This is a genomic window from Rhodococcus sp. ACPA1 (assembly GCF_002300195.1).
In the GTDB taxonomy this organism is placed as follows: domain Bacteria; phylum Actinomycetota; class Actinomycetes; order Mycobacteriales; family Mycobacteriaceae; genus Rhodococcus_F; species Rhodococcus_F opacus.
Genome location: NZ_NSDX01000006.1, coordinates 543,772 through 565,935 on the forward strand (window position 1 = coordinate 543,772; position 22,164 = coordinate 565,935).

Annotated in this window: 15 protein-coding genes and 1 tRNA gene; 6 read left to right on the plus strand and 10 right to left on the minus strand. The window is 64.7% G+C overall.

Annotated features, from left to right (window positions below; all coding sequences use genetic code 11):
• Positions 1-147 precede the first annotated feature (147 nt).
• The gene (locus tag CJ177_RS31970; RefSeq protein WP_095869445.1) at positions 148-4,953 is read left to right on the plus strand and encodes an NAD-glutamate dehydrogenase; all 4,806 of its coding nucleotides are present in this window, start codon (positions 148-150) and stop codon (positions 4,951-4,953) included.
• 195 nt (positions 4,954-5,148) lie between these two features.
• Positions 5,149-5,340, plus strand: coding sequence for a hypothetical protein (locus CJ177_RS48565; protein WP_095869446.1), 192 nt, complete (start codon positions 5,149-5,151; stop codon positions 5,338-5,340).
• 276 nt (positions 5,341-5,616) lie between these two features.
• On the opposite strand, the gene CJ177_RS31980 is transcribed toward CJ177_RS48565, so the two are convergent.
• Both CJ177_RS31980 and CJ177_RS31985 read right to left on the minus strand, forming a co-directional pair.
• Positions 5,617-6,435, minus strand: coding sequence for a MurR/RpiR family transcriptional regulator (locus tag CJ177_RS31980; RefSeq protein ID WP_037179203.1), 819 nt, complete (start codon positions 6,433-6,435; stop codon positions 5,617-5,619).
• Between the two features lie 54 nt (positions 6,436-6,489).
• Positions 6,490-6,786 (minus strand): putative quinol monooxygenase, encoded by a 297-nt coding sequence (locus tag CJ177_RS31985; protein ID WP_179443326.1) that lies wholly within the window; start codon positions 6,784-6,786, stop codon positions 6,490-6,492.
• Between the two features lie 72 nt (positions 6,787-6,858).
• On the opposite strand from CJ177_RS31985, the gene CJ177_RS31990 reads away from it, so the two are divergent.
• Together CJ177_RS31990 and CJ177_RS31995 are read left to right on the plus strand one after the other, a co-directional pair.
• On the plus strand, positions 6,859-8,274 hold the full coding sequence (locus tag CJ177_RS31990; protein WP_095869448.1) for an MFS transporter: 1,416 nt from the start codon (positions 6,859-6,861) through the stop codon (positions 8,272-8,274).
• 73 nt (positions 8,275-8,347) lie between these two features.
• Positions 8,348-9,700: an amidohydrolase family protein gene (locus tag CJ177_RS31995; RefSeq protein ID WP_095869449.1), complete on the plus strand. Its 1,353-nt coding sequence runs from the start codon at positions 8,348-8,350 to the stop codon at positions 9,698-9,700.
• A 55-nt stretch (positions 9,701-9,755) separates the two neighbouring features.
• On the opposite strand, the gene CJ177_RS32000 is transcribed toward CJ177_RS31995, so the two are convergent.
• The gene (locus tag CJ177_RS32000; protein WP_095869450.1) at positions 9,756-10,820 is read right to left on the minus strand and encodes an Lrp/AsnC family transcriptional regulator; all 1,065 of its coding nucleotides are present in this window, start codon (positions 10,818-10,820) and stop codon (positions 9,756-9,758) included.
• A gap of 206 nt (positions 10,821-11,026) precedes the next feature.
• On the opposite strand from CJ177_RS32000, the gene CJ177_RS32005 reads away from it, so the two are divergent.
• Both CJ177_RS32005 and CJ177_RS32010 read left to right on the plus strand, forming a co-directional pair.
• Positions 11,027-12,517 carry an AbgT family transporter gene (locus CJ177_RS32005; RefSeq protein ID WP_257014765.1) on the plus strand — a complete coding sequence of 497 codons (1,491 nt, stop codon included), beginning with the start codon at positions 11,027-11,029 and terminating at the stop codon, positions 12,515-12,517.
• Positions 12,518-12,573: 56 nt separating this feature from the next.
• A complete protein-coding gene (locus CJ177_RS32010) occupies positions 12,574-13,800 on the plus strand; it encodes an amidohydrolase family protein (protein WP_095869451.1) in 1,227 nt (408 codons plus the stop codon).
• A 478-nt stretch (positions 13,801-14,278) separates the two neighbouring features.
• Here CJ177_RS32010 and CJ177_RS32020 read toward each other — a convergent pair.
• The 7 genes from CJ177_RS32020 to CJ177_RS32050 all read right to left on the minus strand — a co-directional run bounded on the left by CJ177_RS32020 (position 14,279) and on the right by CJ177_RS32050 (position 21,748).
• Positions 14,279-14,352 (minus strand) — tRNA-Gly (locus CJ177_RS32020).
• Positions 14,353-15,117: 765 nt separating this feature from the next.
• Positions 15,118-15,933, minus strand: a complete 816-nt coding sequence (locus CJ177_RS32025; RefSeq protein ID WP_061700505.1) for an ExeA family protein — start codon at positions 15,931-15,933, stop codon at positions 15,118-15,120.
• On the minus strand, positions 15,930-17,423 hold the full coding sequence (locus CJ177_RS32030; RefSeq protein WP_095869453.1) for a DDE-type integrase/transposase/recombinase: 1,494 nt from the start codon (positions 17,421-17,423) through the stop codon (positions 15,930-15,932). Before CJ177_RS32030 ends, CJ177_RS32025 begins: the two co-directional genes overlap by 4 nt.
• Before the next feature lie 54 nt (positions 17,424-17,477).
• Positions 17,478-18,134, minus strand: coding sequence for a hypothetical protein (locus tag CJ177_RS32035; protein WP_095869536.1), 657 nt, complete (start codon positions 18,132-18,134; stop codon positions 17,478-17,480).
• Positions 18,135-18,282: 148 nt separating this feature from the next.
• Positions 18,283-19,686 carry an MFS transporter gene (locus CJ177_RS32040; RefSeq protein WP_257014766.1) on the minus strand — a complete coding sequence of 468 codons (1,404 nt, stop codon included), beginning with the start codon at positions 19,684-19,686 and terminating at the stop codon, positions 18,283-18,285.
• Positions 19,687-19,739: 53 nt separating this feature from the next.
• A complete protein-coding gene (locus tag CJ177_RS32045; RefSeq protein ID WP_095869454.1) occupies positions 19,740-20,078 on the minus strand; it encodes a hypothetical protein in 339 nt (112 codons plus the stop codon).
• 314 nt (positions 20,079-20,392) lie between these two features.
• The gene (locus CJ177_RS32050) at positions 20,393-21,748 is read right to left on the minus strand and encodes an MFS transporter (RefSeq protein WP_095869455.1); all 1,356 of its coding nucleotides are present in this window, start codon (positions 21,746-21,748) and stop codon (positions 20,393-20,395) included.
• Positions 21,749-22,164 lie beyond the last annotated feature (416 nt).

Here is a 22,164-nt window from a genome sequence, read left to right on the forward strand (position 1 = left end):
TGGTCGGCCAACCAAAGTCTGTCAACATTTTTCGGACGCTGGGCCGAATACTTCGCAGTGCGCTGCAGGTTTACTGACTGTCACGGTAGTGGCAACGAGGCCACGCGCGAGGAACCTGACAGAGGGAATGGTGAGCTCACAGTGAGCATGTCGACAAATTCCGAGGAACTGAAGGCTTCGACACTTGGCACAGCGCACCTCGATAAGTTCGACAGTCTTCGATCGGTCTTCTTCCGTCATGTCGCGCAGGACGACACCGCGGCCGTGGACACCACCGTGCGTCAGCACCTTGACCTCGCCGCACGGCGTACGGCAGCCAGTGATCTGGTGGCCTACCTACCGGCCGATCGCGAGGCACGCACAGGTCCGGCACTGCTGGTGATCACCGACGACAGGCCGCTGCTGGTGGACGCATTGACCGCCGGTGTCGAGTCGGCCGGGGCCACAATCGCTCACCTGCTGCATCCGGTCATCTCGGTCGTCCGAGGGCCGGACGGTGCCCTCATCGACCTCTCTGTCGGTGCCAGCCCCCCTGCAGAGACGATCGTCGAATCGTGGATTCGGATCGAATTCGCAACACCGCCTTCGGACTCGATCCGCGAGTACATGATGGAATCCGTTTGGCACCTGCTGCTCACCCTCCGCCAGATCAATGCCGATTCGCCGGTCATGCGTGCTCAGCAGCGCGATCTCGCCGACACTCTGGAAAAGGCCAGCGCTGCGGGTGAATCAAGCTGGAGCGAGGACGAACTCGTCGATGCCGCGGCGCTGCTGCGCTGGCTGGGCGACGGGAACTTCACCCTTCTCGGATACTACTATCGCGGCGACGATACACGGGAGGATCGCTGCCCCTCCGCTCTCGGGACGTATCGCGTCGACGCTGGCGATCTGCGGACCCCAGCGACGCCGGTGGCAGGCGGGCCCGTGTTACTGACTGTGGCACAGGGGCCGAAGTTCCCTAACGGGCGGCGTGGTATGCCTTCGCACCTGGTCGTCGTAACCGAGACAGATGGAGACGCCGTCATCGGCGAGCACCATTTCCTGGGACTGTTCACCGTCACCGCTCTACACGAGAATGTCCTCGACATCCCGGTACTCGCTCGGCGGGCGCGAACGGTCATCGCGCGTGCCGGGTATCGACTCGAGTCGCATTCCGGCCAGAGCCTGCTCGAGATCATTCAGGACTATCCCAGACCGGAACTATTCTCCGTCGATACCGAGGCTCTTCTCCGCACTGCCGTTTCGGTCCTCGCTGCCGCGGCCCGCGAACAATTGTTGCTCTTGTTGCGCCCGCTCGCCGGGAACCGACAGATGTCCGCCTTGGTGTATCTGCCCCGCGACCGATACGCCACCCGAGCCCGCATTGCCATGCAGGATGTCCTGCGCGACGAGTTCCCCGGTTCGAATATTGATTCCACCGTGCGCGTCACCGAAAGCGTGCTTGCGCTTGTGCACTTCACCGTCGATCTCGCGCCGGACGGCACCAGCGACCCGGCTAGCGACTGGGCCGCCGTTCAGAATCGATTGCAGCGCAGTCTGACCGCCGTCACCCGCACCTGGGACGACGATCTGCGTGATCTGTTGCGGGTTGAGGGCCCGGCGAGGGCGGGGTTCGGCGACGACTACGCCTACCGCTTCCCGGAGTCCTACAAGCAGGACTTCGATGGGCCTCGGGCGGTCGCCGACATCACCCGACTCGAGGCGCTCGACGCCCACGGCGTCGACGTCCATCTCTACTCCCGGTCCATTGGAGAGCAGACGGAACTGCGCCTCACCCTCTACATTGCCGGGGAACGCGTCTCCCTGAGCGAAGTGCTCCCGATTTTGCACAGTCTCGGGGTCGACGTCCTCGACGAGCGGCCCTACCCGCTCGTCCGGCTCGATGGGACAGCGGCGTGGATCTACGACTTCGGGCTGCACAACGACCAGACGTTGACCGATCTAACCCGCATGCACCCCCGCGCCGGAGCGCTCGGTCCACGGTTCTGTGACACCTTCGTCGCTGCATGGTGCGGTGCCGCCGAAGTCGACCAGTTCAACACTCTCGTGTCCCGCGCCGGCCTTGGCTGGGAAGAGGCAGCCGTGCTGCGTGCGTACGCGAAGTATCTGCGGCAAGTGGGGTTTCCCTACAGCACCGAGCGCATCGCCACAGTCCTAACTCAGCATCCGGTGACCACCGGTCAACTTGTGCAGCTGTTTGACGCTCAGTTCAACCCGGATCATGCCGACCCGGTGGTCGCAGCCGCCCTTGCCAGCGAGATTGGCTCCGCAATCGACGACGTCGTGGGCCTCGAGGCCGACCGGATCCTGCGTGCGTACCTCGACCTGCTGCAGGCAACGACGCGTACTAACTACTACCGGCGCCCCACCCCAGACACCCGCCGATCGAGTGCCCTGGCGCTCAAGTTCGATCCCCGGGGGCTCAATGAACTACCGCAGCCACGACCCCGGTTCGAGGTATTCGTCTATTCGCCGCGCGTGGAAGGCGTGCACCTGCGCTACGGCGCCGTCGCCCGCGGAGGGCTACGGTGGTCCGACCGCTCCGAAGACTTCCGCACCGAGATCCTCGGTCTGGTCAAGGCCCAAGCAGTCAAGAATGCGCTCATCGTCCCGGTCGGCGCCAAGGGCGGATTCGTGGTCAAGAGGCCGCCGAAGTCGACTGGAGACGCGGCCCTTGACCGCGAGGCCGTCCGGGCGGCCGGCGTCGAGTGCTACCGCGCCTTCATCGGAGCACTGCTCGATGTCACCGACAACATCGATCCGGAGACCGGTGTAACCGTGCCCCCCACTGACGTTGTCCGCCGTGACGAGGATGATCCGTACCTCGTGGTCGCCGCGGACAAGGGCACCGCGACCTTCTCCGACGAGGCCAACGCCGTCGCCGCCGACTACCGGTTTTGGCTCGGGGACGCCTTCGCATCCGGCGGGTCGATCGGCTATGACCACAAGGCGATGGGCATCACCGCCAAGGGGGCATGGGAAAGCGTCAAACGGCACTTCCGGGAGATCGGGATCGACACCCAAAGAGAAGATTTCACCGTCGCCGGGATCGGTGACATGAGCGGAGACGTCTTCGGCAACGGCATGCTCCTCAGTGAGCACATCAGACTCGTCGCCGCGTTCGACCACCGGCACATCTTCATCGATCCAAACCCCGACGCCGCGACCTCATACAAGGAACGGCGCCGGCTGTTCGATCTACCGCGCTCCTCCTGGGCCGACTACGACCAGGCTTTGATCAGCGACGGCGGTGGTGTCTTCGAACGCACCGCCAAGTCGATTACCATTTCCGCACCGATGCGTGACGCCTTGGGTCTTCCCGCGGACGTGCAGCGATTGCCGCCGCACGAGCTGGTCACCGCCGTCCTGCGTGCCCCGGTGGATCTGCTCTGGAACGGTGGCATCGGCACCTACGTCAAGGCTCGCCCGGAGACGCATCTCGAGGTTGGCGACAAGTCCAACGACGCGGTCCGGGTCGATGCCGACCGGGTGCGGGCGCAGGTTATCGGCGAAGGCGGCAACCTCGGCGTGACCGCAGGGGGACGAATCGACTTTGCGTTCCAGGGGGGCCGGATCAACACCGACGCGCTCGACAATTCGGCCGGTGTGGACTGCTCCGATCATGAGGTCAATATCAAGATCCTCCTCGACAGGCTGGTGTCGGTAGGCCGTCTCACCACCGCGGAACGCACCACCCTGTTGCAGGAGATGACCGGTGACGTCGAAACCCTGGTGCTCGCCGACAACATTGCCCAGAACGACTTGCTGGGTACGAGTCGGGCCACCGCGGCGGCCCGGTTGCGTGTTCACACCCGGCAGATCCGCGCGCTGGCCGTCGAACGTGACCTCGACCGCGGGCTGGAAGCACTGCCGGACGACACCGAACTGGACCGCCGGGCCCGCCAGGGCCTGGGACTGACGTCCCCGGAACTGGCCACCCTCACTGCTCATGTGAAGCTGGCACTCAAGACGGACTTGCTGGCCAGCGATCTACTTGGCGGGGATGTATTCACCGACCGACTGCTCGCCTACTTCCCGGCCCGGCTTCGGCGGGACTACCCGGATGCGATCGCGGGACACCGGTTGCGCCGCGAGATCATCGCTACCGTCGTGACCAACGAGGTAGTCGACACCGGCGGGATCTCGTACGTGTTCCGGCTCTGCGAGGACACCGGCGCCTCCAGCGTGGACGCTGTCCGTGCTTTCGCGGCGGCCAGCGCGATCATCGACCTTCCTGTACTGATCGGTCAGATCCGCACGCACGCAACGAATACCGCGGTGTCCGATGCCATGATGGCCGAGATGCGACGGTTGCTCGATCGGCTGTCGCGATGGTTGCTCAACCACCGGCCGCAGCCGATCGCGATCGGCGCCGAGATCGCACGATACGGCGCCGTGGCGCAGCTGATGCCGATGGTGCCGAACTGGCTGCAGGGCCCGGACGTGGAGGTCGTGCGGACCCGGACCGAACAGCTGGTCGCCCTGGGAGCCGATCAGCACCACGCCACCGCGGTGTTCAGCCTGCTGCACGGGTTCTGCGCGATGGACATCATCGACATCGCCGATCTCGAAGGCCGGGACCTCGGCGAGGTCGCCGAGCTGTACTACACGCTCAACGCGCACCTGGGCCTCGACCATCTGCTTACCGCGATCTCTGGCCTCGACGACACAGACCGGTGGAATGCCCTTGCCCGGCTCGCCCTGCGCGACGACGTGTACGGCTCGATGCGACTGCTGTGTCTCGACGTCCTGTCTGGGTCGGCGGCAACTGAGACCGCGTTCGAGAAGATAGCGGACTGGGAACACATCAACACCTCGCGACTGGGGCGTGCTCGCGCTATCTTGAACGAAATTTTCGCCTCCGGGCCCACGGAACTAGCGACCTTATCCGTCGCGGCCCGACAGGTGCGGACCATGGTCGGCCGCGCGCGCATCGGGCACTCGACAATATGACGCCAACGAACATCTCCCCACGCCTTTCCGTCCGATCTGGTTCCAGGATCGACGAGTACAGCCGCCAACACACCGTAGATCTCGCTTCGGACGGCCGTCTGCACGTCCTCGATGCACCCCGGTTGATAACGAGAACGTACGAGCGGGCCCACTGGACTCTGCTCATCGAACCAGGCGAACCCGGAGAACGTATTCATGACGTCAAATGACGCACCGTCCGCCCGGCCGGCGTCGCTCACGATGACGGTGCTTATGACTCCCTATATGGCGAATTTCTCGGGCAATGTTCCGACGGTCATGCTGATCCACGGGCTGGCAAGCTCGTGCCGGGTCTGGGACCAGGTCGTGCCGAAGATCGAGGCGAAAGCCAATATCGTTGCAGCGTAGCTGTAATCGGAGCATTGGACGACCGTGACGCCGACGACGTGGCGGCGTCACGGTGGCCGGGGTGGTGGACCGCAGGGCTCGGATCACGTCCGCGGTGATCGGCGGCTGCGACGGATCGCAAGAGGTACGTGAAAACTCGCTGCCCAGCCCTCATCACCCGCGTCGAGACCGTCCTTCCCCGCAGGTTCGCCGAAAGGTATGGGACTCGAAGGTGGGCAGGCCGTCAACCACCATGGTCGAAATGATTGATGGCTGAGGTGAATTGCGTGCGGCGCCCTAGGGCTGATCGTCCATGAGGTCGAGAGTTTCCCAGGCCTGTTCGATGCGCCCGACCGAGGAGCGTGCACCGGAGCTTTCGAGCTGGGCGAGGATGGCATGCACGACAGCGACCATGGCTGTCAGCGACGGGGTCGCGTTGATGCCTTCTATCGGGGTGATCACGACGTGGTCGGCGTACGCATTGAGGGGAGACGAGTGCAGGTCGGTGAGAACGGCGATGGTCGCGCCCCTCTCGCGTCCAAGTCGGGTCAGTCCACGCAGTGCACGGGTGAGGCGCCACACGTTGATGACGATGAGGCAGTCACGTTCGTCCATCTGCGACACTGATACTGCCTGCGACGTTGCGGGGCCGGCCGCGATGTGGATGTCATATCCGTAGATGGATGCCAGGTAACTGAGGACCTGAGCGGGTCCTGCACCGGATCCGGTGGTGATCACGATGATGCGGCGAGCCGCGTTGATCGCGTCAGCGACGCTTTTGATGGCAGCGATGTTGGCCGCGGACGAGGCGGTGGCGAGGTTTGCTGCGTCCTGCCTCAGCATTTGCGCGGCGGCATCGGTTGACATGGGGCGCTCGGGGCTCGTTGTCACGAGTGAGTTGAGGTATTCGGCGCGGAGCGCCTTCTTGAGGTCGCTCCACCCCTCGAACTCGAGTTGTTGGGCGGTCCGCACGACGGTGGAGACATTCACCCCCGCGCGCTCGGCGACTTCGCGCGCGGACGCGTAGGAGGCGAACTGAGGCATCTGCGCGAGAACCTGTAGGACCCGGTCTGCCTGAGCCCCTAGGGTCGCGCGTTCCGTCCGTTGCGCGAGCATCGTCCCAACCGTCACCTCGGAGCGCCTCTTCCCACTGGATCTACGACATGGGCCTCAAGTGTCGATGGCGACCTGAAACACCTCGCTGGTCGCTGTCACGCTATCACCCGCAGCGTCCAGGATTCCTTGCGAGAACTCTGATCGCGCGGGCGCTTGCTGCCAGGCCTCGTACGCCGACGCATCAGGCCACGTCGCGACGACGACCACGGTGCCGGGATCGTCCGATTTCACGCACAGCTGTGCCGATACGGCTCCTGACTCCTCGAGTATTCGAGCCCTCGCGTAGTAGCGGACGACGTCGCCGCTGCGGTCCCGGGGCACGTGAAGGGTGAGGATCGTGAGCATGCTCATGAAACAAAGTGTTGCACAGATCACCGCCATGCATCTAATGTTGCGCCGAAACGACGGTGAACGGAGATCGACATGACCACCTCTGCGGGTGCGACAGAAACGCAAAACGCTGCCCTCCTGGCGCGACTGGACAATCTGGAACCCGGGAAACCTCACCGGCGTCTGATGGTGATGGGCGGCCTCGGCTACACCTTCGACTCGTTCGACGGCGCCCTCATGGGCTACGCGCTCTCCGCGCTCATCATCATCTGGCACATCCCCTCCGAGGTCGGCGGATGGCTGTTGTCGTCGATCTTCTTCGGGTATCTGGTCGGCGCGCTGGTTGCCGGTGTTCTCGCCGACCGCTTCGGTCGACGGAAGCTGATGATGACGTCGCTGCTCATCTTCTGCGCGTGCAGCCTGCTGATGGGCACCGCGACCTCCCTGCCGGAGCTGTTCATCTGGCGTGCTCTTGCCGGTATCGGAATCGGCGCGGAGACCGCGCTCATCGCCCCTTACATCTCCGAGTTCCTCCCCGCTCGTGTCCGCGGCAAGTTCGTCACCAGGACCGTCGGGTTCCTCGCGTTCGGCTACGTCCTCGCCGGAGTGGTCGCTCCGTTGGTCATCTCTCCCCACCCCGCGGTGGGATGGCGGATCGCCGCGGTCCTCTGTGCGCTTCCGGTGGTGTTGCTGCTGTGGTGGCGACGCAAGCTCCCCGAATCGCCCCGCTACCTGCTGGCCAAGGGCCGGATCGAGGAGGCGGCCGACGTGGTCGAGAAGATGGAACGCGAATCCGGCGTCACGCCGGCGGGGGCTCCACCGGTCACCATCGACACCGCGAAGGGTGCTGCATCCGCATCGCCCCCGGTTGCCCCGCAGCGGGGTGTGCTCGCTCCGCTGGCCGGATTGTGGACGGGGGGATTAGCCCGCACGACGATCATGATCTGGCTGCTGTGGTTCATTCTGATCGGAGTGAACTACGGCTTCTCCTCGTGGCTTCCCTCGCTTCTGGTGCTGGAGAAGGGGATCACGCTGACGAACTCCTTCCTCATCGCTCTCATCACCTCTCTCGCACAGATTCCCGGCTTCTACGTCGCCAGCGTGCTGATCGACCGGATGGAGCGCAAGTGGCTCCTCGCCGTCTACGCACTCGGAGCGACGATCGGTGCGATCGTCGTGGCTTTAGCCGACACCACCCCGGTCCTCGTGCTCGGTTCCGCCCTGCTGGCGGCGTTCACGAATGGGGCGGCCGGCGTGTACTACACGTACACCGCGGAGCTCTATCCGACGGCGGTGCGTGCCACGGCCATGGGCACAGCCTCGGCCGTGGGCCGTCTCGGAGCGATCACCGCACCGATCGCTATCGGCTACCTTTTCGCGCGCATTGGATGGATCAACGTGTTCCTGGTCCTGGTGGGCGCCCTGGTCCTGGCCGTGGCCGTGGTGGTGGCCTTCGGCGCACGCACCTCGGGCCACAGCCTCGACGAGAGCCGGCCCGCTGACCACTGACACCCATCGAGCGGCGGCTGAGGACCACATCCTTGCCGCCGCGTCAACTATCGAGAGCTTTCAAGGAGACGCCATGCGCACTCGGGTAGTAAACGCCCACACGCTCGAACCCTCGACGGGAGAGCGTCAGAAGAATGTGTGGATCGACATCGCCGACGGGCGGATCGCCGCCAGCGGTGCGGGGGAACCCCCGGCATCGGCCGGTGACATTCGAGTCATCGATGCGGGCGGGGGCACCGTCATGCCCGGCTTGGTCGACGCCCACGTGCATATCCTGGTGACCTCCACAGATGCCGCCGATCGCGCTCAATGGACGCCGGGCTACGCGACGGTGAGGGCGTTGCGGTCGGCGGGCGACATGCTCCGACGTGGCTTCACCACCGTGCGCGATGTCGGCGGTGCCGACCATGGCATGGCACGTACCTTGCAGGAGGGCCTGGCCCCCGGTCCGCGACTGATCTTCGGCGGCAAGGCGCTCTCGCAGACAGGTGGGCACGGCGACTTCCGCTCTCTCAACGACGACTCGCAGCCCTGCTGTCAGCTCAAACCGGACTTCGGACGCATCGCGGACGGCGTCGATGCCGTGCGGCACGCGGCCCGCGATGAGTTCCGCAAGGGTGCGCATCATCTCAAGCTCGTCGTCTCCGGAGGGGTCGCGTCCCCGACCGATGAGATCTCGGCAGTCCAGTACACGCCGGAAGAGATACGTGCCGCCGTCGTCGAGGCCGAGAACCACAACCGGTACGTCACGGTGCACGCCTACCACCCGCGCGCGGTGAACCAGGCGCTGAAGGCCGGGGTGCGATGCGTCGAGCACGGGAACCTCATCGACGACGAGTCGATCCGTCTGCTCGTCGAACAGGACGCCTTCCTGGTACCGACGATCATCACCTACGAGGCGATGTACGAGGCCGGCGCGGTGTCCGGCCTCTCCGCAGGATCACTGAAGAAGCTCGACGAGGTACGCACCGCGGCCGTCGACGCGCTCGAGCAGGCCCACCGGGCAGGAGTGAACCTGGTCTACGGCAGCGACCTGCTCGGAGACCTGCAGACACGCCAACTCGACGAGTTCACCATCCGTGCGCGCGTCCAACCGAACATCGATGTGATACGCAGCGCCACCAGCACCGCTGCGCGCCTTCTCGGTATGGAGCGAGAGATCGGCACCCTCGCCCCGGGCGCTCTAGCGGATCTGCTCGTGCTGGACGGCGATCCGGAACAGGACCTCGCGGTCCTCACTACACCGGAGCGGCACCTGCGTCACGTGATCCACGGCGGCACCGTCACCGACATCGCCACAGCTCGGCCGCAGTACCGGGCGGCCGATGGGATCTGCTCCGCAACAGCGATGACGCACGCGCACGAAACTTCCGGATCGGATCGCAGCCGAAGCTCGATAAGTTCGAAGCGGAGTGCAGATCCATAGTGGGTGGCGCCGGACCTTCCCGGCGATCTTCGAGCGAAGGCCGCAGCAGTGCTGTTCAGTCGAGGTTGCCGACCGATCTCGGGTCGGCGACGGCATCGTTGACCGACGGAAAGTTCAGGGCATCGTCGAGAAGTCGCACCCCGTCTCGGCGAATCCAGTACCGCTTGAGGACTCGTTGGACCATGGAGACTTCGATGTGGTTGATTCCACTCAGGCTAGCCAAGTCGTCAGTTATCAATCGCTCGACGTCCTGCTCGGAACGGAAGCTTCCGATATAGGTCAGTGATGCCGTTCCCGCCACCGTCGCGACCGATCGTGCCGAGGGATGCTTGCTGAGTATTCCGGCGATGGTGGTGAGTTCACCGAGTTGGACGGTCAGATTGATCAGCGCATCGATGGGGTAGCCGATCAGCCCGGGTTCGATTTCGACGCGGGGGGTCACGATCCCCCGGTCGAGGAGACCCAGGAGCACCCGGTACGCAGTCGACTGCGGAAGGTCGAGGGCCCGCGCGACCTCGGTCGCCCCGATCCGTCCGTTTCGTCGCACGAGGCGTGCCACCCTCCACGCTTCTTCGGTCAGTGTCGCGGACTGAACCGTCTCGGAAACACGAGTGCCTTGGAGACGATCGCACTGTTCCCGGCTGAGTCGATTGAGCCGCCATTCCGCTGCTGTTCTGTGGGACTTGAGGACGGTGTCGGTGCGGCTGGAGACCAGGCCGTCGAGGCCGCTGAGTGTTTCGATCAGCAGATCCGCACCATCCGCGCGGTTTCGCGGTTGAACGATTGCAAAGATGTCGCTCGGCCCGGTGGTGATCGCCACGTACTGCGTCTGCTCCAGCTGCGAGACTTCGGCCGCCAGCGACGCGACCAGTTTCGGTTCCGCGGACATCCACACATAGCGTGGCGGTACCTCGTCCAGGGCGGACCAATTGATCTGGGCGACCACCCGGAGGTGGCCGTTGTCGATGAGGCGATTCAGGCGTCGGCTGACCGTCGCGGCACTGACGCCGAGAACCTCGGCGAGGTCCCGGACGCCGGCACGCGGTGACCACTGCAGTGCGGCTATGAGGTCCAGGTCGGTTTCGTTGATGCCTTCGTCGAGGCGTTCGTGGTCGGGCACACCTTCGATCCTAGTGGAGCGCGTGTCGATGCCCTACTCAGTCAACCAAACATCCATGACTGAATGATGCACTAGTTTGGCTGTTTAGGGTTGACGTTTCACATAAGACCGATAATATTGCTAATTGTTGCATTCGAAAGGGTGGAGGAATCGTGCAGATTGTGGACCGACGCGACGGGCTCATGACTGGAACCTTGATGAGGTTCATGTCCACTGTCGAACGGGTGGGAAATAAGCTTCCACATCCGTTCTGGCTGTTCGGGATTCTGAGCCTGGTCCTGGCTGCGGCATCTGCCCTGCTTGCTGCCTTCACGGTGAGCGTTGCAATGCCCGGGAGCGGAGACACGGTTGCCGTTCGCAGCTTGGCATCGTCGGACGGAATCACGATGGCGCTGAGCACTGCCGTCGAGAATTTCGTGACATTCCCGCCTCTGGGAAACGCGCTGGTCATCATGATCGGGGTTGCGGTCGCGGACAAAGCCGGACTCCTGAGTACTGCACTGCGTGCGGCGGTGCTGCGGGTGCCGCCCAAGATGGTCACTTTCGGGCTGGCCTTCACCGCCATGATCGCGCATGTCGCGTCCGATGCTGCATATATCGTGTTGATTCCTTTGGGCGCCATCGTGTATCGGGCAGTTGGTCGTAGCCCCATCCTCGGTATCGTGGTCGCGTTCGTGTCGATATCGGCCGGCACGGATGCCAGCCCACTGATAACTCCGACCGACGTCATCTTGTCCGGCCTGACCACCGCGGCCGCGCACACAATCGACTCGGCGGTCACAGTCGGGCCGGTCGCGAACTACTACTTCTCGCTCGCCTCCTCGGTAGTACTTGCCCTGATCATCACGCTGGTCGTCGAACTGTTCATCGCCAAACGCGTCGAACAAGACGGTTACGACCTGCCTGCCGAGACCGAGGACGAAATCAACGCGCGCGGCCTGACGGCCGACCAGCGGCGCGGATTGCGCAACAGTGCGGTGTGTACCGCCATACTGCTCATACTGATCGGGTTGGCATTGCTCCCGTCCGGGTCACCGCTGCGCGGAGAGGGCGGCGCACTGCTGGAATCCCCGGTGGTATCCGAGATTGCGGTCGTGTTGTCGCTGATGTTCGCCGTCACCGGTGCCGTGTACGGCATGGCGGTGGGAACGGTGCGGACCAGCCGCGACATACCCGAGCTGATCACGGCGGGTCTGCGCGACATCGCGCCGATCGTGATGTTGTTCTTCGCAGTATCCCAGTTCCTGGCGTACTTTCGATGGACCCACATCGGCGAGGTCATCGCGGTGCGGGGCGCAGGCCTACTGAAGGCCGCCGACGCGCACACCCTGGTGATCGCGGCCGGACTACTCATCCTCGTCAGCTTGATCAACTTGATCATTACCAGCGGATCGGCGATGTGGTCATTGATCGCACCCATCTTCGTGCCGATGTTGATGCTCCTCGACATTCCCCCGCAGACGACACAAGCGCTGTATCGCATCGCTGATTCATGCTCGAACGTCGTCACACCCATGGGTGTCTACTTCATCCTGGCCCTGGGATTCGTCCAGCAGTACCGCAAGAATGCCGGAATCGGAACCCTCGCCGCCATGACCGCCCCGATAGCGATGGCGATGTTCCTCGGCTGGGTCCTGCTGTTCGTCATGTGGTGGATCCTCGGCATTCCCCTCGGACCCGGATACCCCGTCCGATAACAGCCCCGCACGCGCCGATCGTGGCGCGCAGCCTCACCTCGAAAAGGGAGAAACAGGTGTCATACCTGCTCGTTCGCAACGGAAACGTGCTCACCGAAGACTGCACGGGATACGCCTCGGTCGATCTACTGTCCCGGAACGGACAGATCGTAGAAATGGCCCAAGGCATCGAGCCACCGCCTGACTGCGCCGTAATCGATGCGCGTGGCCGGTCGATTCTCCCCGGTTTCGTGGACTGCCACGTCCATTCCACCGCGGTCACCGCCGACACCACATTGCTCAGAACGCTGCCACCGAGCTACGTCACCGCCGGCGCCACACAAATCCTCGGAAACATGCTCGCCCGCGGGTTCACAACCGTCCGCGATGTCGGGGGCGCCGACTTCGGTCTCGCACACGCGATCGATGAAGGACTGATCCGCGGCCCACGCCTGATCTTCGGAGGAAAGGCACTGAGCCAGACCGGCGGCCACGGCGACAAGCGCTCCCCAGGAGTTCAGGCATCCGACGACCATCCCTACTGCGGTGGATCCTGTCGTGTCGTCGATGGCGTCGAAAACGTCCGCTTGGCGGTCAGAGAGGAACTACGCCGAGGCGCCAGCCACATCAAGCTCATGGCATCGGGCGGTGTCGCCTCGCCGACCGACCACATCAACTCGACTCAGTATTCGATACCGGAACTGGAAGCGGCTGTCGCAGAAGCGACCGCCGTCGGCTCGTACGTGACCGTCCACGCCTACGCCCCGGCCGCCATCAACCGAGCACTACGCGCCGGAGCTCGCTGCGTCGAACACGGCAACCTACTCGACGATGACAGCATCGTCCTACTGAAGGAACTGAACGCCTACCTTGTGCCCACTCTGGTCACCTACTGGGCACTCGAACGCGAGGGTCGCGAACACGGACTTTCGGAAACCAGTTGGCGAAAGGTCGCAGAAGTGCTCGAAGGCAGTATCGATGCTCTGCGGCGAGCCTCGGACGCCGACGTGAACATCGCGTTCGGGTCAGACCTCCTGGGAGGCATGCATAAGTATCAGAGCGAGGAATTCCGCATCCGCAGCAAGGTGCAGTCACCGACGCAGATCATTCGCTCCGCCACGACAGTCGCGGCACGTCTGCTCCAAATGCCCGACAAAATCGGAATTCTCACGCCCGGCGCCTACGCCGACCTGCTCATCTGGGATGCGGATCCCCTCGGGGACGCAGTCGTATTGGCTCAACCGGATCGCTACCTCGACGCCGTCGTCAAAGATGGTCAGCTCGTGAACCGACCAGACAATTAAGAGCGGGTCTCATGTGGGTGGATCGAGCGCAGTCCACCGACAACTGCGCGCGCCGGTGTCGCTCGGCAGGACGCCGAGCGACACCGGTAACCCTTCAGTGCAGGGCGGTTTGGAGGGTGTCCTGCGCCAGCTTCTACGGCCCTAGGGCTGCCTTGGGGTCCGGTCGCGGGTGTCGTACGGCTGACCACGTCATCTCCGCAGCTCAGCGCCGGAACGGACGTCTGAAACACCCGAGATGGGCCTGGATGACTGATGCGTGGAGAACGTCGTGTCCGTTGAAGATCAGTTCGACGGTGTTGGATGCGTCGGCCGCGGACAGCGAGATTCGGTTCGCGTGGACGTTTGGGCCATCGGTGGCGTCCATGAAGAAGGTGACAGTTTTCTGTGCTCGGGTGTCGTATGCGGTGACACCGATGCGTCGACGAGGCCCCATCCGGTTACGAACGTGGTGGAGTGGTGGATGGATGGAATGATTGGATGGAGCCGAGGATGGGAATCGAACCCGCGTATTCAGCTTGGGAAGCCGATGTTCTGCCATTGAACTACATCGGCGCGCACGATATTGGGCGACTGCAGGCAGGCCCAACACCCCGCGGCGGAAACCTCGCGCCCACGGAGTAACGGGATCACGGAGAGGATCCAGCGGGGTCAACACTCGAGCCGGGGCTCGACTCGCCCGCACCTGTGTAAGGGGTTCCGATCCGAGGTGTTACGCCGCCCCTGGTATTCAAAGCCGCGGACCGCATGCGCGGCGCGGGCGGGGTCGTCGGTGATGACCGCGGCCTCGCTGGCGATGGTGGAGCTGTGGGACCGCTTGCGCAGCCGATGGCCGCCCGCCTGTTGGTGACGATCGCGTTTGTATGCGGGTTCGGGGATGACAGGACACGGCCACCGTGTCTACGTAGTACGCGGATTATTGGGGGTGGCCTGCTCGCACCGCGCCAGCGAGGCATTGACGAGGAGACGTCACGGCCCTGAGCGGCGGCGCCGCAGGTGGTTCGTTGACCGCGGTTGGTGCTATTTTCCGCTTTCGAGCGAATTCAGGGTTGACAGGTCATCGAGCTCTCTTTCGTGCTTGGGAATTGCGACCGCAAGGGCCGCACCGAGCAGTGCAGACCCTGCCGCGACGAGAAACGCGATAGTGAATCCGCTCGCGGAGTAGAGCACTTGTTGTCCGTCGCTGAACGTGCCGACGATGGCGTCACTGTCGACGACGGTGATGCCGATATGAGAAGGGCCCTGCCCGCGGTTGCGGGGAGGGCCTTCGTCGGAATGGTGACGGCATCGTCGGCGTGGTGACGTCGCACGATCAGTGACTCAATCGTGGCCACTTTCGGTGACGGCCACCCGTGCGGACTTCTCGTCGACGATGGATGCTTTCGCGGCGAACGCCGCCGTCAATGCCTGCACCGCCAGGTTGTTCACCGCCCGCGGATATCCCCGTGCCGCATTGTGAATTAGGGTGACCGCGTCGTCGGAGAACAACGGATCCGTGCGGCCGGCGATCTTGCAGTGATGGGTGATGTAGTCCGCCGAATCCGGCGGGCTCATCCCGGCCAGCGCGTAGCGCACCGCGATCCGCTGGTCCAGCGCGGCGAGTACTCCGAGCCGCAGTCGGTGCCGTAGCGTCGGCTGCCCGACCAGCAGTGCCGCGAACGGCGATCCCGAATCCATGTCGTGGTTGGTCAGCATCCGGATCGCTTCCATCTGCGCGTTGTCGAGCAGATGTGCCTCGTCTATCACGACCACGGGCGTGCGGCCCCGCTCGGCGTATTCGGCGGCCAGTGCTTCGGCGGCTTGCGGCGCAAGTGTCGCGGTGTAGAAACTCGGCACCCGGCCCAGTGCGGTGACGATGTGATGCAGCATTCCCCGCACCCCCACCGACGGGTTCGGCAGGTAGATCACGACGTGTCGGGCCGGGTCCAACGCGGAGGTCGCGGCGCGGATGGCGACGGTTTTCCCGGCGCCGACCTCCCCGGTGATCACCCCGAGCGCGTGTTGATCGACGCACCAGGAGATGCGAGCGACGGCTTCGGCGTGGCCGGGGTGCCGGTGCAACATCGCCGGTGCCAGACCGCGGCCGAACGGCATCCTCGTGAACCCGTAGTACGACTGCAGGCGTTGGATACTCATGCCGGCCGCCCGTGGTGATCGGTGGACCCGTCGGCGAGACTATCGGTGAGGTCGTCGATGCTCAGCTGCCCGGGAATCTGCCCACCGCCACCGTTGTCGTTGTCGTTGTCGGTGGGTCCGTATAGGGCGTGATACCCGATCCGCCGATCGCTGCGCACCTGCTCGTGGTGCAGGTGCGCCGTCAACGCCAGATAGTCGATACCCGTGACAACCGGTGCCGGCGGTTCCGGTGTTTCGGGCCGGGCTTTCGGGTGCACGTGCCGGGTGATGGTGTGCGGCACCGCCCGCCCGTGGGAGGCGTCGCGGTAGCGGACCTCGACGGTCTCCATGTCGAACGGAGAGAACACCAACTCCACCTTCCGCCCGACCAGGGCATGATCGACCTGGTAGGTGTTGCCGTGCAACGACACCGTCGCCGTTTTGGTCACCGTCCGATATTCCGACCACAGGAACGCCTCGGTCAGATCGGCGGCCGTCGGCATCGCCGGTGTCCGCCCCAGCCGGGACCAGCCGGCCTCCCACCGCACGAGTGGACTCTGCCCGGTTTCCGAGTGCGTCCGCCGGTGGTATTCGGTTTCGATCCACCCGGTCAGCAACCGATTGAGCTCCAACAATGCGGTTCGGTGATTGATACCCGCGGCGGTGAGGTCCTCGGCGGTGGTGTCGGCGACCTCGACGAGGAACTGCTCCCGGATGGTGCGGAAGAACCGTTCGATCTTCCCGCGGCCCTGCGGGCGGTGCGGGGTCGAATGCACCAACCGGATGCCGAGTTTCGCGCATGCCCGCAGCAGCCACGCATCGACGAACGCCGATCCGTTGTCGACGTAGACCGATGCCGGGACACCGCGCGCCGCCAGCGCCGGTTCCAACGCGACCCCGAGACGGACGGTGTCCTCGGAGAACCCGAACCGGTAGCCGGTGATCAACCGGGAATGATCGTCGAGGAACGCGAACAGATACGTTTTGCGGCCGCCGATCCTCGGTCCGTGCAGCGCGTCCCCTGTCCACCGATCGTTCGGGTTCTCCGCCTCGAACCGCCCGAACACCGGCGGGGAGTCCCCGGCGGCGGGGCCGATCAACTCCAGCCGGTGAAAGTGGCGCAGCAGCGTCGATTCCGACGGCGCCCAGCCGGCCGAGGCCCGCATAATCCGCCCGACCTGGGCGGCGGTGCGGGCCGGGTTCTCCCGTTTCAGCGCGGCAGCCAACTCGAGGGTGGCGGTGTCGGTCCGCGGCGACCGCGCCCGCGGGGAGGGAATCAATTCTTCGAAGCCGCCGGCCCGGTAGCGGCGGATCCAGCGGTCGAGGGTGTCCCGCGAATACCTCACCTTCGCCCCGAACGGGTCGGTGTGTTCGCGGCTTGCGATCTCTCGCACCAGCCGGCCCCGGGCCTTCGTCGACAACCCGGTATCGAGGGCCGGGCAGATCAGTTGGTAGCGGAACAACCCGACCGCATGGCTTCGATCACGTCGTTTCTCATCGTCGGTAGGCAACGAGTTTCTCCCCTTCGTCCGGTGCTCATGCTGCCCGAACCTGTTGCCGGGCAGTCACACCCGCGACGATGACGCATCACCCTCCTCTGTGGCAGGGTCAACTGGTGTTGCAGAATCCGATCTCGGGGCCGGCGGCCATCCTGGTGAGAGAAGCCGACCAGCACTGGCCGCGACCGCGACCTGCGCGGCCGTCACCGCGCCGAGGACCGCGGCACTCCCGAAGCGCGCGGTGATCGCGGTCCGCGCCGCGTCCACCGCGGCGAGGACGTCGCCCCACACGGAATCCGATGCCCTCGGCACCGTGACATCGACACCCGCCGTGACCGCGACCGTGAGGAACCAGATGCGCACCGCATCCGCGCGGGCCGCCGCCGCCCGCAACCAGCCGCGCACCGTCGACCCCGGGATGCCCAACCGCTGCGCGATCGGGCGATGCCCGCTCCCGCGGGCCTTCGCCACCAACGCCGTCCAGATCAACTCCGCGAGATACGCCCTGCGCAGCAACAACGTCACCGGCAGCAGCACGTGCGTCACCGCGCACCCCCGGCAGCGAGCTCGTCGCGGGCGCACCGGGGTGACTACGCCCACCACCGGGCGGGACCGGGCGAAACCCCACCCCGCCAACACCCCGTCCGAGCACGACGGGCAGGACATCTCTCCGCTCGACAGCCGGGACTCGACGCGGACAGGATCGACCTCTACCGTGACCATCAGTGCCTTCCGCACTACGCACGGTGCCCCCGTGAGCTCCGCCAAGAATTCAGCGGGGGCGCCGTGCACCCATCAGTTCCTCGTCACACTGACGGTGCAGACCACCAAGATCAACCCCACACTCACGCCGCCACCCAGATCGGCAACGTCACTGACGAACACCTACCCGCTGCTCGGCACCCCGAGCGACGCTCAACAGCACTCTGTGTTCGCCCACTGGTAGCACATGTGCACCGAGTACTGCGAACCCGATTGTGGAGAGCAGTCCTCCAGAGAGTGCCTGTGCCATGCCGGTGAAGTTGGCGCCCACCCCGCGTTCGTCTGCGGGTAGACCGCTGAGGATCAGATTCGGGATTGCCGCGTAGATCATCGAACCGAACCCGATGATCGCATAGGCCACGATCACGACGGCGGCCGTGCGGGGCAGCGACGCCAGCACTAGCGCCCCGACACCGATCAGGGTGGCGCCGAGGATCAGGTGCCGGCGGAATCCGATACTGTTCGCGGTGAGCCCGACGAAGATGCCGCCGAGAACGATCAGTGTCCCGCCGGGGAGCATCCACCAGGCCATCTCGGTGACGGACAACCCGAACCCGTAGGACACCTTATCGGGCGGGGTGTGCAAGAACATCGGCAGCATGCTCGAGATGAGAGTCGTTGCACCGTAAGCGATGCCACCGGACAGTAGGGCCAGGCCGACTTTCCGGTTCGCGATCGTGTCGAGGCTGAGTAGCGGCTCGACGCACCGTCGTTCCCAGACCACCCAGCCGGTGAGGCTGACGATGGCGGTGGCGAAGCACGCGACGGTGCGGTGATCGGTCCACTGCCAGATGCCGCCCCGCGAGAGGCCGAGCATCAGAGTGAACAGCCCCAGCGTCAGGAGCAGCGCACCCAGCCAGTCAACCGACGCCTTGGCTCGGATCGGTGTCTCCGGCACGAACAGGAGTGCCAGGATCCCGCCGACAGCGCAGAGCGCGAAGGAGAACCAGAACACCGCGCCGACGCCGATACGATCGATTAGCAGACCGGACGTCAGTGGCGCGACGACCGTGACGATGCCCACCCCGGTGTTCGCGAGACTGATTGAAAGCGGTTGCAGTCGTGAAGGGAAGATGTCTCGAATGAGGGAATAGCCGAGCGCGGTGAAGGCGAATCCGACGCCGGCGAGGAACCGACCGGCGATCAAGATCGGGAAGGTTGGCGCGACTGCAGAAACCATTGCACCCAGGCTGGCGATGCCTGCGGTGATCACCAGGATGCGCTTCTTGCCGTAGATGTCGGCGAGTTTGCCAAGGATGGGGGAGGAGACCGCAGCTGAGAGCACGAGTGCAGTCATCACCCAGACCACGTGGGTGGTCCGGAACCGCTCGGCGATGGCCGGTAGTGCCGGGGCGAACAACCCGAAGGCGAGCGCGGCCTGCTCGGTGAGCAACAGCAGGATCGCCAGGATCCCGACCCAGCGGGCGGTCGACCGTTTCGGTCCGATGGCCGGACGGCGAGCAATGTCGCCGGTAATGTGTGTTGCGGTATTGGTGTCTGTCGAGTTGTACAAGCGTCACCACCAGTGGGTAAGGCGCAGAATACGCCAGAGGTAATTGGTCAGCGTTAAGGTCTGCTGCTGACCGTCGTGTACACGGCCGCGAATTCGCGGGTTATCCTCACGTCGTATCCGGCTTCTTCTACTGTCTGCCAGAGCTTGTCGACAAATCGGTGCGGTGCCATGCCAAATTTCTGGAAGACTTCCTCGGCAGGTGCTCCGCCGTATGGCGCCCAGATCAGAGCAAACCGAAGAATTTCTGCCGCCTCGCCGGTGAGGCGGTGCGGATTCTGTCGTGCCAGCCTCTCCCGGAGCTTTCGACGTTGGTAACTCCGTAGCTGACCGTCGATTGCGGCCCGGTGGCTCGTCTGGACGGCGGCGGTGTGGAGCGGGTGGTCGGTGTTCATCGCTGTTCCTGATGGTGGTGTGTGTTGTTTCTGTGCACGTGATTCATATGCGAGGTGCGGGAGCAGGCGGAGTGGTCTTACCACACCCAACCTCGAACAGGTGTTCCGATTTCCGACGGTGAGAACGGACCGGGTCGCGTCATCCGAGAGGAATTGGTGCGTAGGCATCAGGGGTCTGCTGCGTGTGAGTGTTCGGCATAGTTCGCGAGCGTGCAGTTGATGGTCCTCACGTGCCGTGGTCTCACACGCTCGCGGATGGGCTTCCCGGACGCGACAGTCGTGATGATTCGCGGATTATGTTTCGGGACAGGGTTTCAGAGTGGATCGGTGGTGAGATCGCGTCCGCGGGGTTCGACTATTTGGCACATCGCGACGATGGTGACGACGGCCGTTACCGCAATGATGACGCTCAGCGGCAGGCTCGACCCCCCGGACATCGCGAGGAGGCTGCTCGCGATCAAGGGTGTGAAACCGGCCCCGATCAGGCTGGCCAACTGATAGCCCAGAGACACCCCGGTGTAGCGAACGCCGGTTCCGAACATTTCTGAAAGCAGCGGCGCGAGAGGGGCATACATGAGGTTCTGTAGCAGTTGCGCGAACATCAGACCAGCTATCATCACGACGAGGGAACCGGTATTGATGAGCGCATACAGTGGGAGGGCGAACAAGACGGCACCGACCGCCCCCACCAGGCTCACCGCGCGCCGTCCCACCCGGTCCGAGAGCGCGGACAGCAGGGGAATGCAGATCAGTGAGACCACCGAAGTGAACAGCAGCGCCCGCATCACCTCGGCCTGGCCGTAGCCGATGCCGGTGGCGTAGGCGATGATTTGGGAATTGATCAGGGCGGTCAACGCGAACGGCCCAATTCCTACCGCGCAGGCCAGGATGAGCGAGCGGGGCTCTCGCAGGATCTGCAGCACGGGCGCCTTGGCCTGCGCGCCGGGCTTCGCCTTCTCCGCCGCCTCCTCGAACACCGGACTTTCGGCCACACTCACTCGAACGTAGAGCCCGATTAGCAGCAGCACTGCGCTCACCAGGAAGGGCAGCCGCCAGCCCCATGAGTAGAAGCTTCCGTCCGGCAGCAGACTGACCAGGGTGACCGCCAGGGTCGAGAACAGCATGCCGATCGGGGATCCGAGTTGCATGATCCCGGTCCACGTGCCGCGGCGTCGGGCGTCGGCGTGCTCGGCGACCATGAGTGCGGCTCCACCCCACTCGCCCCCGACCGCGATACCCTGCACCACCCGCAGCACCACGAGGAGGACCGGTGCCAGGACGCCGATCGACCCGTAGGTGGGGAGGACTCCGATGAGGAAGCTGGCGACCCCCATTAACATCATCGTCACCATCAGCATCGACTTCCGGCCGAGCCGGTCGCCGAAGTGCCCGAACAGAAGTCCTCCGAGCGGTCGTGCGACATAGCCGGCAGCGAGGGTGCCGAACGCTGCAATGGTTGATAGGGCCGGGTTCGAGGACGGAAAGAACAACCGCCCGAACACCAACGCGGCCATGGTGCTGTACAGCAGGAAGTCGTAGTACTCGATGACGGTTCCCAGGAGGCTTGACAGGGCCACCTTGCGGAGCTGTGCGTGCCGGCTGGCCGCCCGAGCGGACTCGTCGCGCGATGGTGCAGCTTCAGTGATCTGTCGGGGCTGTTGGGGATTCATGCAGGACTCCCAGCGGTCGGGGATTGAGGATTGGGGTGGGGCGTGTAATTTCGTGGGCGGTCGCGTCGTTGTGCTTGCGGTGCGGGCCGTCGTCCGTCGATTTCGTGGTCCGGCGCCGGCGCCGGCGCATCGCGCGTGTATTCACTCACCGCGTCGACGGGCCGTGCGCCCCTTGTCGATGCTCTGAGCGCACGGAGCGACAACGTCCACACGCGTCGCGCTCGGCAAGAACGAGGGGGCGGTCCCGGTGCCCGCCGCGATCCGGCCTACGGCGGTGGGACGTGTGGTGCGGAAGGCCGAACTATTTGTGTGCAAGGTGTCCTCTCGGTGTCGTGGCGCGGTGGGTCGGCTGCCGATTGGGGCCGAACTCGCTCGCCCGCCCACGCCGTCCGCTCGACCCGTCTGACCGGACTCGA

Excerpts from the sequence above, each read along its gene's own strand:
- CJ177_RS31970 (WP_095869445.1), top strand. The coding sequence starts at position 148 with ATGTCGACAAATTCCGAGGAACTGAAGGCTTCGACACTTGGCACAGCG.
- CJ177_RS48565 (WP_095869446.1), top strand. The coding sequence starts at position 5,149 with ATGACGTCAAATGACGCACCGTCCGCCCGGCCGGCGTCGCTCACGATG.
- CJ177_RS31980 (WP_037179203.1), bottom strand. The coding sequence starts at position 6,435 with ATGCTCGCGCAACGGACGGAACGCGCGACCCTAGGGGCTCAGGCAGAC.
- CJ177_RS31985 (WP_179443326.1), bottom strand. The coding sequence starts at position 6,786 with ATGAGCATGCTCACGATCCTCACCCTTCACGTGCCCCGGGACCGCAGC.
- CJ177_RS31990 (WP_095869448.1), top strand. The coding sequence starts at position 6,859 with ATGACCACCTCTGCGGGTGCGACAGAAACGCAAAACGCTGCCCTCCTG.
- CJ177_RS31995 (WP_095869449.1), top strand. The coding sequence starts at position 8,348 with ATGCGCACTCGGGTAGTAAACGCCCACACGCTCGAACCCTCGACGGGA.
- CJ177_RS32005 (WP_257014765.1), top strand. The coding sequence starts at position 11,027 with ATGTCCACTGTCGAACGGGTGGGAAATAAGCTTCCACATCCGTTCTGG.
- CJ177_RS32025 (WP_061700505.1), bottom strand. The coding sequence starts at position 15,933 with ATGAGTATCCAACGCCTGCAGTCGTACTACGGGTTCACGAGGATGCCG.
- CJ177_RS32035 (WP_095869536.1), bottom strand. The coding sequence starts at position 18,134 with ATGGTCACGGTAGAGGTCGATCCTGTCCGCGTCGAGTCCCGGCTGTCG.
- CJ177_RS32045 (WP_095869454.1), bottom strand. The coding sequence starts at position 20,078 with ATGAACACCGACCACCCGCTCCACACCGCCGCCGTCCAGACGAGCCAC.
- CJ177_RS32050 (WP_095869455.1), bottom strand. The coding sequence starts at position 21,748 with ATGAATCCCCAACAGCCCCGACAGATCACTGAAGCTGCACCATCGCGC.